The following is an 11,357-nucleotide window of genomic DNA, read 5'->3' on the forward strand; positions in this document are numbered from 1 at the left end:
GCCGTGCGGCGGAGCACAGCGGCATGACCCCGGGCGGCGCCCCGGCGCCGGTCGTCCACCGCGCGGGCCGGCAGGCTACCGGCGCGGGCATCAAGCAGGCCCACGCAAAATGCCGGCTTTCCTTGCGCAAACGCCGCATCGCACCGCGCGTTTCGCCCGAACGCGCCAGTGCAAGCAGCCGCGCCATGCCAAAATAGCCGGTCGTCTTCGCGCCGTCTCGGCGCACCGTCCTTTAGTTTCCTTCGCAGCCAGGGATTGCCATGTCGTCATTGCTCAGGATTGGTTTGATGGGTTTCGGGTTCGCCGGCGCGACGTTCCACGCACCGGTGATCGCCACGAGCGGCCGCACTGAAGTCACCGCGATAGCAACGGGGCAGCCCGATCGCGCGCAGGCGGCGTATCCGGGCGCGCGCGTCGTCACCGATCTCGACACGCTGCTCGGCCTCGACGACATCGAATGCGTGGTGATCGCCACGCCGAACGACACGCACTTCGCGCTCGCGCGCCAGGTGCTCGAAGCCGGCCGCCACGTGGTCGTCGACAAGCCCGTCACGCTCACCGCCGACGAGGCGCTCGCGCTCGCGCGGCTCGCGAACGCGCGCAGCCGGCTGTTCGCGCCGTTCCACAACCGCCGCTGGGACGGCGATTTCCTCACCGTGCGCGACATCGTCAAATCGGGCGAGCTCGGCCGGCTGACCTGTTTCGAATCGCACTTCGACCGTTTCCGCCCGACGCCGCGCACGCGCTGGCGCGAGGAGCCCGCCCGTGGCGGCGGCCTGCTGCTCGACCTCGGCCCGCACCTGATCGACCAGGCGCTTGCGCTGTTCGGCCTGCCGGAAACGGTGAGCGCGACCGTCAAGACGCGCCGCGACAACGGCACGGCGCCCGATTTCGTGCACCTGCAGCTCGGCTATCCGGACAAGGACGTCGCGCTGCATGCGAGCGCGCTGTCGGCGATCGAACCCGCGCGCTTCACGCTGCACGGCACCCGCGGCAGCTACCAGAAGTTCGGGCTCGACACGCAGGAAGACCAGCTCAAGGCCGGCCTTACCGCGGACGACGTCGAATTCGGCGGCGGCAACCCGCCCGGCCTGCTGCGCGTGCTCGACGGCGACGTCGAAGTCGAGCGCCCGGTGCCGACGCTCGACGGCCAATACGCGGAGTTCTACCGCGCGCTGACCGCGTCGATCCGCGACGGCGCGCCGTTCCCCGTCACCGCGCAGGACGCCGTCGACGTGATGACGATCATCGAGCTCGCCGCACAGAGCGAGCACGATGGCCGCCGGCTGCCGTTCGTGCGCCGCACGATCTGACACCGCGCGCCGGCCGGTGGCGGCCGGCTGGCGCGGGTGCGCATGGATCAACCGGAACATTCGGTTACAAATGCCGGGGGAACGAAAGTCAGCGGTAGACCGGTCTGATGCGTTTCTCAAAAAAGTCGATCCGACACCAATCCGTCAGGAGAATGTTGATGCAACGGTTGATTCGCGCAGCAGCGTGCTGCGTCCTGGTTTCCTCGCTTGCGGCCTGTATCGTGCAGCCGCAGCAGCCGGTCCGCCCGGCACCCCCGCCGCGGCCCAATCCGCAGGTCGTCGCGAACGAGCGGATGCAGCAGATCCAGGGCCGGATCGACAACCTGCACCGCCGTATCGATGCGCGCGTGAACGGCGGCTACTACCCGCCGCCGTACGGCGCGCAGCTTCATCACCGCCTCGACGTGATCCGTCAGGAAGCGAACGACATGTCCGCGCAACATAGCGGCGGCCTGTCCGGCGACGAGCAGCGCGTGCTGAACCAGGAACTCGACACGGCCGCACGCGCGATCGGCGAGTAACGCACCGGCGCCCGCCGGAGCGGAAAAAGCGGCGGCGCCGGTTGCCGCCGCTTGTCGCGAAGCGACATTCTTTTGCTCAAATTGACAAGGCCCAACCGCTCGCGTACAGTCGCCCGCACGCGTCGGGAGAGCGTGTGACCGGGCTGTTTCAGCCGGTTGCGCCGCCGAAGGGGCACACCCGCAAACTCTCAGGCAAAAGGACCGACCGCGTCGGGGAATCCCGTCCGCGCATTGCGCGGGCCACACTCTCCCCGCACTCTGGAGAGCGGCAGTAGCCCGCAGCGCATTCGCTGCGCGGGCAAGCTGCCCACCGAAGGGGCGCGCGTTCGCCAGGCCTGGCCGGCAACGCAATCTCTCAGGTATCGAGGACAGAGGGGCATGTACCGGATCGCTCGCAGGCCATTGGCCGCGGTGGTCGGCACATGGCCGTTCTGATCCGCGCGCAAGCGCCTTGCCTGAGGCCTCGATGACTGCACTGAATCACACCCCGCTCAACGCCGCGCACCGCGCGCTCAATGCCCGCATGGTCGACTTCGGCGGCTGGGACATGCCCGTCAACTACGGCTCGCAGATCGAAGAACATGAAGCCGTGCGCACCGACGCCGGCATGTTCGACGTGTCGCACATGTGCGTCGTCGATTTCACCGGCAGCCGCGTGCGCGCGTTCTTCGAGCATGCGATCGCGAACAACGTCGGCAAGCTGAAGACGCCCGGCAAGGCGCTCTACTCGTGCCTGCTCAATCCGCAGGGCGGCGTCATCGACGACCTGATCGTCTACTACTTCACCGAAGAATTCTTCCGCGTCGTCGTCAACGCCGGTACGGCCGAGAAAGACATCGCGTGGTTCAACCAGCTGAACGAGCAAGGCGGCTTCGGCGTCACGATCACACCGCGCCGCGATTTCGCGATCGTCGCCGTTCAGGGCCCGAACGCCCGCGAAAAGGCCTGGTCGACCGTGCCCGCCGCGCGCGCCGCCACCAGCGAACTGAAGCCGTTCAACGCCGCGCAGGTCGCCGGCACGCCGTTCGGCGATCTCACCGTCGCGCGCACCGGCTACACCGGTGAAGACGGTTTCGAAGTGATCGTCCCGGCCGTGCACGTCGAAGCGCTGTGGAACGCGCTGCAACAAAACGGCGTGCGGCCGTGCGGGCTCGGCGCGCGCGACACGCTGCGCCTCGAGGCCGGCATGAACCTGTACGGCCAGGACATGGACGACACCGTCTCGCCGCTCGACGCGGGCCTCGCGTGGACGGTCGACCTCACCGCGCCGCGCGACTTCGTCGGCCGCGCCGCACTGGAAGCCAACGGCACCCGCGCCGCATTCGTCGGCCTGATCCTGCAGAAGGAAAACGGCAAGGCGGGCGGCGTGCTGCGTGCGCACCAGAAAGTCGTCACGCCGCACGGCGAAGGCGAGATCACGAGCGGCACGTTCTCGCCGTCGATGCAGGAATCGATCGCGTTCGCGCGCGTGCCGGCGGCCGTCCAGATCGGCGACCTGGTCCAGGTGCAAATTCGCGACAAGAATCTTCCCGCGCGCGTGGTAAAACTGCCGTTCGTGCGCAACGGCAAGGTCCTCGCTGCGTAACGGCCGGGAGGCCCGCCTCCCGGGAAGCCGGGAGATGGCGCCCGGCGCAACACCACACCCGGCGCGCCCCGGCGGCGCGCCAGCAAAACGAACAAACCCTTTTAATCAGGAGCATCCGATGAGCAACGTCCCGGCCGATCTGAAATACACCGACGAACACGAGTGGATCCGCACCGAAGCAGACGGCACGCTGACGGTCGGCATCACCGATCACGCACAGAGCACGCTTGGCGACATCGTGTTCCTCGAGTTGCCGCAAGTCGGCAAGCAGGCGAAGGCAGGCGACGCGATCGGCGTCGTCGAGTCGGTGAAGGCTGCATCCGACATCTACTCGCCGGTATCGGGCGAGATCGTCGCGTTCAACCAGGACGCCGTCGACACGCCGGAAGATGTCAACGGCGATCCGTACGACGCGTGGTTGTTCAAGATCAAGCTCGCAGCAGGCGCCAACACCGACAACCTGCTCAGCGCCGACGCTTACAAGAAACTGATCGGCGACTAACTTTCTCACTCGTACCGCGCGGGGTGGGTCAGCCGCCCTGCCTCGCGCGAGGCCGGAGCAAGCGCCCAGGCGCACGCTCCGGTCGCTTGCCAAGCATGCGGCCCGAGCAGGTGCCGACGCACCCCCTCGGGTCGACCTAGGAACGCCATGAAGCTCGAACACCCGGACCGCCTGATGAACCGCACGCCCCTCTCGCTCGCCGCGCTCGAAACGCACGATGCGTTCGCCGAACGCCACATCGGCCCCGACGCCGCCAGCCAGCAGGCCATGCTCGACACGCTCGGCTTCGCGTCGCGCGCCGCCCTGATCGACGCCGTGATCCCGGCCTCGATCCGCCGCGCCGAAACGCTGCCGCTCGGCCCGTTCGCGCAGCCGAAGAGCGAGGCCGAAGCCCTCGCCGCACTGCGGGTTCTCGCGGACAAGAACCAGGTGTTCCGCTCGTATATCGGTCAGGGTTACCACGACACGCACACGCCGGCCGTCATCCTGCGCAACGTGCTCGAAAACCCGGCGTGGTACACGGCCTACACGCCGTACCAGCCCGAAATTTCCCAGGGTCGCCTCGAGGCGCTCCTGAACTTCCAGCAGATGGTCGCCGACCTCACGGGCCTCGCGATCTCGAACGCGTCGCTGCTCGACGAAGCCACCGCCGCCGCCGAAGCGATGACGCTGCTGCAGCGCACCGGCAAGCCGACGTCGAACGTGTTCTACGTCGCCGACGACGTGCTGCCGCAGACGCTCGAAGTGATCCGCACGCGCGCGCTGCCGGTCGGCATCGAGGTCAAGACCGGCCCGGCCGCCGACGCAGCTCAGGCCAATGCATTCGGCGTGCTGCTGCAGTACCCGGGCGTGAACGGCGACGTGCGCGACTACCGCGCACTCACCGAAGCAATCCATGCGGCCGGCGGCCACGTGGTCGTCGCGGCCGACCTGCTCGCGCTGACCGTGCTCACGCCGCCGGGCGACTGGGGTGCGGACGTCGCGATCGGCAACACGCAGCGCTTCGGCGTGCCGATGGGCTTCGGCGGCCCGCACGCCGCGTATCTCGCGGTGCGTGACGAATTCAAGCGCCAGATGCCGGGCCGCCTCGTCGGCGTGACGGTCGACGCGCAGGGCAAGCCCGCGCTGCGCCTCGCGCTGCAGACGCGCGAACAGCACATCCGCCGCGAGAAGGCCACGTCGAACGTGTGTACCGCGCAGGCGCTGCTCGCGATCATGGCCAGCATGTACGCGGTCTACCACGGCCCGCACGGCCTGAAGACGATCGCGCTGCGCGTGAACCGCATCGCGGCGCTGCTCGCCGCCGGCGTGAAGCAGCTCGGCTTCGCAACCGTCAACGACACGTTCTTCGACACGCTGACGATCGACACCGGCGCGCGCACCGCGCAGGTTCACGAATTCGCGAAGGCGAAGCGCATCAACCTGCGCCGCGTGAGCGACACGCAAGTCGGCGTATCGGTCGACGAAACGACGACGCGCGACGACCTCGCCGATCTCCTCGCCGTGTTCGCGCAAGCCGCGGGCGGCACCGCACCGGCCGTCGACGCGCTGGACGCGGGCCTCGCCGGCGTCGCCGCGCTGCCGGCCGGCCTCGAGCGCACGAGCGCGTACCTGACGCACCACGTGTTCAACCGCCACCATTCCGAAACCGAAATGCTGCGCTACCTGCGCAGCCTGTCGGACAAGGATCTCGCGCTCGACCGCTCGATGATCCCGCTCGGCTCGTGCACGATGAAGCTGAACGCGACGTCGGAAATGCTGCCCGTCACGTGGCCCGAATTCGGCGGCATCCACCCGTTCGCACCGGCCGAGCAGACCGTCGGCTACCGCGAGATGATCGACCAGCTCGAGCAGATGCTCGTCGCGGCCACCGGCTACGCGGCCGTGTCGCTACAGCCGAACGCGGGCTCGCAAGGCGAGTACGCGGGCCTGCTGATCATCCACGCTTACCACGCATCGCGCGGCGAAGCGCACCGCGACGTGTGCCTGATCCCGGCGTCCGCTCACGGCACGAACCCGGCATCGGCGCACATGGCCGGCATGAAGGTCGTGGTCGTCGCATGCGACGCGCAGGGCAACGTCGACATCGCCGATTTGAAGGCGAAGGCCGACGAGCACGCGAAGGACCTCGCGGCGATCATGATCACGTATCCGTCGACGCACGGCGTGTTCGAGCAGAACGTCCGCGAGATCTGCGAGATCGTCCATGCGCACGGCGGCCAGGTGTACGTCGACGGCGCGAACATGAACGCGATGGTCGGCCTGACCGCGCCGGGCCAGTTCGGCGGCGACGTGTCGCACCTGAACCTGCACAAGACCTTCTGCATCCCGCACGGCGGCGGCGGCCCGGGCGTCGGCCCGGTCGCAGTCGGCGCGCACCTCGCGAAGTTCCTGCCGAACCAGCGTTCGACCGGCTACACGCGCGAAGAAGACGGCATCGGCGCGGTATCGGCTGCGCCGTACGGCTCGGCGTCGATCCTGCCGATCTCGTGGATGTACATCGCGATGATGGGCGCGAAGAACCTGACCGCCGCGACGGAAACCGCGATCCTCAACGCGAACTACATCGCGAAGCGCCTCGCGCCGCACTACCCGGTGCTGTATTCGGGCCCGGGCGGGCTGGTGGCGCACGAGTGCATTCTCGACCTGCGTCCGATCAAGGAATCGAGCGGCATCAGCGTCGACGACGTCGCGAAGCGCCTGATGGACTACGGCTTCCACGCGCCGACGATGAGCTTCCCGGTGCCGGGCACGCTGATGGTCGAGCCGACCGAATCGGAATCGCAGGAAGAACTCGACCGCTTCATCGCCGCGATGATCGCGATCCGCGACGAAATCCGTGCAGTCGAGGAAGGCCGCGCCGACCGCGAAGACAACCCGCTGCGCCACGCACCGCACACGGCGGCCGTCGTCACCGCGAACGAATGGCCGCACGCGTACTCGCGCGAGCAGGCTGCGTACCCGGTCGCCTCGCTCGGCACGAACAAGTACTGGCCGCCGGTCGGCCGCGCGGACAACGTCTACGGCGACCGCAACCTGTTCTGCTCGTGCGTGCCGATGTCGGAATACGCATAACGCGCGCCAGGCCAGGAGCCGCCCGATGGTGACCACACCGCACGCAACCCGGGGTTGCGTGCGGTTTTTTTGTTCGCCGCTCGAACCGGTTCACGTTCGCCCGCCAATCCGGCTAACATCACACGCGATCCAGCCAATGAAGGAGTTCCGCATGGTGCGTCCGATGTTTCCGGGCCATGGTGCAATGCAAGGGCGGCCGCGCGCGCGCCGCGTCGTGCCGATGCTCGTTGCGTCGCTGTCGTTTGCCGCCGCCGGTCTCGGCGCGTCCGGCAGCGCGCGCGCCGCGATGAATTTCTGCGCGGCGCCGGCACTGCAGGCGAGCGAGACGACACAGGCCGAGCCGGGCGTCCAGGCGCTGATCCGCAGCGTCGACGCGCGCATCGGCGAGCAGCCGAAGGCGATGGCGCGCGTGCACACGGAAGGCACGCTGCCGCACGAAGGCATCTACGACCAGAGCGCCGCCGCGCTGAAGGATCTCGACCTGATGCGCGATGCTGCGCTCGCGTGGCGCGTGACGAACGCGCCGCGTTACCTGCAGCTCGTCGACCGCTTCCTGTCCGCGTGGGTCGCGACCTACCAGCCGAGCTTCAACCCGATCGACGAGACGCGCTTCGACAGCCTGATCGTCGCGTACGACATGACCGCGAGCGCGCTGCCGGTGAAGACCCGCAACGCGACGGCCGCGTTCATCGCGAAGCTCGGCGCCGGCTATGTCGCGCAGATCGACGCGCAGAAGCGCCCGCTCACCGGCACCTGGCGCAACAACTGGCAAAGTCACCGGATCAAGCTGATCGCGCTGTCCGCGTTCACGCTCGGCGATCGCAAGATGATGAACGCCGCGCAGCGGCTGTTCGTCGAGCATCTCGCCGACAACATCGGCCCGGACGGCAAGACCTGGGACTTCGAGGAACGCGATGCGCTGCATTACGCGGTCTACGACCTGCAACCGCTGGTGACGGCCGCGCTCGCTGCGCGCCGCTTCAACCGCAACTGGCTGCGCGAACGGGGTGCGAACGGCGCGACGCTCGCAGCCGCGCTCGACTGGCTCGTGCCGTACGCGCTCGGCGAGAAGACCCACGAGGAATTCGTGAATTCGCCCGTGCCGTTCGACGCGAAGCGCCGCGAGGCCGGCCTGCCGGGCTACACGGGGCAGTGGGACCCGAAAAACGCCACCGAACTCTTTCATCTGGCCGCGCGGCTCGACGGGCGCTATGCCCGCGTCGCGCAGCAGCTTTCCCCAACGCCGCCCGCATGGCTCGCCGCGTGCCTGCCATTGCAGGCGCGCTAGCATTATTCTTATAGCAAGGCAGGAATCAACATGGCAGTCAGCGTCTTTGACCTCTTCAAGATCGGTATCGGTCCGTCCAGCTCACATACGGTCGGGCCGATGCGCGCGGCGCTGATGTTCGTCCAGGGCCTCGAGCGCGACGGGCAACTCGACGCAACGGCCCACGTGAAGGTCGAGCTGTACGGCTCGCTCGGCGCGACCGGCAAGGGCCACGGCACCGACCGCGGCGTGATGCTCGGCCTGCTCGGCGACGCGCCCGACACCGTCGATCCCGAGACGATCGACGCGCGGCTGGAAGACATCCGCAAATCGAAGAAGCTCGCGCTGCTCGGCACGCATCCGGTGCCGTTCGTGCTGAAGGAGAACATCGCGTTCTACCGCCAGGCGCTGCCCGAGCATCCGAACGGGATGAAGCTGCGTGCGTCCGACGCGGACGGCAACGTGCTGGTCGAGCGCACCTACCTGTCGGTCGGCGGCGGCTTCGTCGTGACGGCCGGCGCACCGAACACCAAGGTGCTGAGCGCGGCCGAGCAGATGACGCATCCGTTCCGCACCGGCGCCGAGCTGCTCGCGCTGACCGAGTCGACCGGCAAGTCGATCGCGCAGCTGATGTGGGAAAACGAGCGTGCGTGGCACACCGAGGAAGAGACGCGCGACGGCCTGCTGAAGATCTGGGCCGTCATGCAGTCGTGCGTGTCGCGCGGCTGCGGGATCGGCAACCCGGAAGCCGACGGCAACCTGCCCGGCCCGTTCCAGGTCAAGCGCCGCGCGCCGCAGTTGTACCGCACGCTGACGGGCAGCCCGGAGCGCGCGCTGCAGGATCCGCTGTCGATGATCGACTGGATCAACCTGTACGCGATCGCGGTCAACGAGGAAAACGCAGCCGGCGGCCGCGTCGTCACCGCGCCGACCAACGGCGCGGCCGGCATCATCCCGGCCGTGCTGCACTACTACACGCGCTTCACGCCCGGTGCGAACGAACAGGGCGTGATCGACTTCCTGCTGACGGCTGCCGCGATCGGCATTCTTTACAAGCTGAATGCGTCGATCTCCGGTGCGGAAGTCGGCTGCCAGGGCGAAGTGGGCGTCGCGTGCTCGATGGCGGCCGGTGCACTTGCGGCCGTGCTCGGCGGCACGCCGCACCAGGTGGAGAACGCGGCTGAAATCGGGATGGAACACAACCTCGGCCTCACCTGCGACCCGGTCGGCGGGATGGTGCAGATCCCGTGCATCGAGCGCAACGCGATGGCGTCGGTGAAGGCCGTCAACGCGGCGCGCATGGCGCTGCGCGGCGACGGCTCGCACTACGTGTCGCTCGACTCCGTGATCAAGACGATGCGCGAAACGGGCGCCGACATGAAGACGAAGTACAAGGAAACGTCGCGCGGCGGCCTCGCGGTGAATATCGTCGAGTGCTGATGCTGCAGCCGATGGCCATGTGGGGCAATCAGTCGCCCCGCATGACCATCGCGCGCCCTGCGGGCATGGATCAATCGTTCAGCCAGTTTTCCAGCCGCACGCCCGGGTAGCTCACAAAATCCCGCTCGTTGTTGGTCACCAGGACGACATCGAGCGACACCGCATGAGCGGCGATCAGCTTGTCGAGATGATCCTTCTTCCGCTCGCGGGTTGCCTCGCGGACCGGGCCATACGCTTGCGCAGCCGCAACATCGAACGGCGCGACGGGAATGTCCTCGATCAGCGCGGCAAGGTTGCTGCGCTCCCGCGCCGGGCTCGCGCACGCGGTGACGCCATACTCGAGCTCGGCGTACGTGATGGCCGACATCACGACGTCCCCCGTGTAGCACTGCGCAAATCGTCTCGCGACCTGCTCCGGCTGATGCTTCATCAGATAGATGCACATGTTGGTGTCGAGCATGTAGCGCGGCATCACAGCCCCTCGCGTTCGGCCTGCTCGTGGTCGCCACGCCCTTCGGCCATGAAATCCGGCCCGAATTTCGCGAATTTCTCGAGGACATCCGTCAAAGGCCGCCGCGCCGGCCGAATACGGATTTCGTCACCGATGCGCTCGATTTCCAGTTCGATATCGCTGCGTTCATAGGCAAGGTCGGCAGGAATTCGCACGGCCTGCGAGTTGCCGTTCCGAAATACCCTCGTCGTATGCATGTCGCCTCCAACATCCGGATGTACTGTGGATGTACAGTATATCCGCTTGGCCGACGATGTAAATCCATGTGTGTACAACATGCTTGCTCACCCTGATATCGATTCGAAAGCGAACGCCGGCACGCCGCACCGTTCATGACGGACAGGGCCTCATTCAACCGCGCCAACGACAAGCGGGCCGGCTCGACATTCGTAGCGCTCGATTTTTCAGCGTCGAGGATGCACGCACAAGCTGGCCGTTCGGCCGAAACCGCAGTGCGTGCCCGAATCCCTACGTGTTCCGACACTTTTCTGCGGCCGGCGTACCGGCGGCCGGCCAACGGGCGTAAGCTGTACGTCCCGCTACCCAGGGAGACGGCAGCCCATGTCGCATTCCAAGGATCTCGAGCAGCCCGCCACCACCGGCGCGCGACTGCTCGTCGATGCGTTGCTCGCCAATCACGTCGAACGTGTGTTCTGCGTGCCGGGCGAGAGTTTCCTCGCCGTACTCGATGCGCTGGCGGACGACACCGCGCGCATCCAGACGGTCGTCTGCCGCCACGAGGCGGCCGCCGCGAACATGGCCGAGGCCGTCGGCAAGCTGACCGGCCGCCCCGGCATCGCGTTCGTCACACGCGGGCCCGGCGCGACCCACGCGTCGATCGGCGTGCACACCGCGTTCCAGGATTCGACACCGATGATCCTGTTCGTCGGCCAGTGCGCCCGCGAGCACCTCGACCGCGAAGCCTTCCAGGAAATCGACTACCGGCGGATGTTCGGCCAGATGGCGAAATGGGTCGCGCAGATCGACGACCCGCGCCGCATTCCCGAATACCTGAGCCATGCGTTCCACGTCGCGACGTCCGGCCGTCCCGGCCCGGTGGTGCTCGCGCTGCCGGAAGACGTGCTGTCCGAAGCGTGCGCGCCGCAGCCCGTCGTGCCGGCCGCGAAACGCGTCGCGGCCGCG

At 67.7% G+C, this 11,357-nt stretch carries 11 protein-coding genes and 2 riboswitches; of the genes, 9 read left to right on the forward strand and 2 right to left on the reverse strand.

The features are described 5' to 3' along the window. The 8 genes from G3N93_RS24480 to G3N93_RS24515 all read left to right on the forward strand — a co-directional run. A partial coding sequence (locus G3N93_RS24480) for a hypothetical protein (RefSeq protein WP_206134143.1) occupies positions 1-197 on the forward strand: 197 nt, incomplete at its 5' end. A gap of 63 nt (positions 198-260) precedes the next feature. After that, positions 261-1,313 (forward strand): oxidoreductase, encoded by a 1,053-nt coding sequence (locus tag G3N93_RS24485; protein ID WP_206134144.1) that lies wholly within the window; start codon positions 261-263, stop codon positions 1,311-1,313. Between the two features lie 158 nt (positions 1,314-1,471). Beyond that, a complete protein-coding gene (locus tag G3N93_RS24490; protein WP_027788671.1) occupies positions 1,472-1,834 on the forward strand; it encodes a hypothetical protein in 363 nt (120 codons plus the stop codon). Between the two features lie 113 nt (positions 1,835-1,947). Further along, positions 1,948-2,049, forward strand: a riboswitch (glycine riboswitch). 33 nt (positions 2,050-2,082) lie between these two features. Beyond that, a riboswitch (glycine riboswitch) is annotated at positions 2,083-2,216 on the forward strand. A gap of 84 nt (positions 2,217-2,300) precedes the next feature. Continuing rightward, positions 2,301-3,419, forward strand: coding sequence for a glycine cleavage system aminomethyltransferase GcvT (gcvT, locus tag G3N93_RS24495; RefSeq protein WP_011350563.1), 1,119 nt, complete (start codon positions 2,301-2,303; stop codon positions 3,417-3,419). A 118-nt stretch (positions 3,420-3,537) separates the two neighbouring features. After that, entirely contained in the window at positions 3,538-3,921 is a 384-nt protein-coding gene (gene gcvH / locus G3N93_RS24500) for a glycine cleavage system protein GcvH (protein ID WP_174940158.1), read from the forward strand. 147 nt (positions 3,922-4,068) lie between these two features. After that, positions 4,069-6,996 (forward strand): aminomethyl-transferring glycine dehydrogenase, encoded by a 2,928-nt coding sequence (gene gcvP / locus G3N93_RS24505; RefSeq protein WP_174953309.1) that lies wholly within the window; start codon positions 4,069-4,071, stop codon positions 6,994-6,996. A 151-nt stretch (positions 6,997-7,147) separates the two neighbouring features. Then, entirely contained in the window at positions 7,148-8,284 is a 1,137-nt protein-coding gene (locus tag G3N93_RS24510) for an alginate lyase family protein (protein WP_174940162.1), read from the forward strand. Positions 8,285-8,314: 30 nt separating this feature from the next. Further along, positions 8,315-9,703: an L-serine ammonia-lyase gene (locus tag G3N93_RS24515; protein WP_206134145.1), complete on the forward strand. Its 1,389-nt coding sequence runs from the start codon at positions 8,315-8,317 to the stop codon at positions 9,701-9,703. A 70-nt stretch (positions 9,704-9,773) separates the two neighbouring features. Here the strand turns inward: G3N93_RS24515 and G3N93_RS24520 are convergent, their stop codons facing one another. After that, positions 9,774-10,175 (reverse strand): type II toxin-antitoxin system VapC family toxin, encoded by a 402-nt coding sequence (locus G3N93_RS24520; RefSeq protein ID WP_174940164.1) that lies wholly within the window; start codon positions 10,173-10,175, stop codon positions 9,774-9,776. Then, positions 10,175-10,411: a type II toxin-antitoxin system VapB family antitoxin gene (vapB, locus tag G3N93_RS24525; RefSeq protein ID WP_174940166.1), complete on the reverse strand. Its 237-nt coding sequence runs from the start codon at positions 10,409-10,411 to the stop codon at positions 10,175-10,177. Before vapB ends, G3N93_RS24520 begins: the two co-directional genes overlap by 1 nt. 364 nt (positions 10,412-10,775) lie before the next feature. On the opposite strand from vapB, the gene G3N93_RS24530 reads away from it, so the two are divergent. Further along, positions 10,776-11,357, forward strand: a 582-nt coding sequence (locus G3N93_RS24530; protein ID WP_277396566.1) for a thiamine pyrophosphate-binding protein, incomplete at its 3' end; no start/stop codon positions are given.

It is taken from the genome of Burkholderia sp. Se-20378, assembly GCF_017104665.1.
GTDB lineage: Bacteria > Pseudomonadota > Gammaproteobacteria > Burkholderiales > Burkholderiaceae > Burkholderia > Burkholderia lata.

Bases quoted from the DNA above. Each gene is read 5' to 3' on its own strand.
- G3N93_RS24485 (WP_206134144.1), top strand. From the start codon at position 261: ATGTCGTCATTGCTCAGGATTGGTTTGATGGGTTTCGGGTTCGCCGGC.
- gcvT (WP_011350563.1), top strand. From the start codon at position 2,301: ATGACTGCACTGAATCACACCCCGCTCAACGCCGCGCACCGCGCGCTC.
- vapB (WP_174940166.1), bottom strand. From the start codon at position 10,411: ATGCATACGACGAGGGTATTTCGGAACGGCAACTCGCAGGCCGTGCGA.
- G3N93_RS24515 (WP_206134145.1), top strand. From the start codon at position 8,315: ATGGCAGTCAGCGTCTTTGACCTCTTCAAGATCGGTATCGGTCCGTCC.
- gcvP (WP_174953309.1), top strand. From the start codon at position 4,069: ATGAAGCTCGAACACCCGGACCGCCTGATGAACCGCACGCCCCTCTCG.
- G3N93_RS24490 (WP_027788671.1), top strand. From the start codon at position 1,472: ATGCAACGGTTGATTCGCGCAGCAGCGTGCTGCGTCCTGGTTTCCTCG.
- gcvH (WP_174940158.1), top strand. From the start codon at position 3,538: ATGAGCAACGTCCCGGCCGATCTGAAATACACCGACGAACACGAGTGG.
- G3N93_RS24510 (WP_174940162.1), top strand. From the start codon at position 7,148: ATGGTGCGTCCGATGTTTCCGGGCCATGGTGCAATGCAAGGGCGGCCG.
- G3N93_RS24520 (WP_174940164.1), bottom strand. From the start codon at position 10,175: ATGCCGCGCTACATGCTCGACACCAACATGTGCATCTATCTGATGAAG.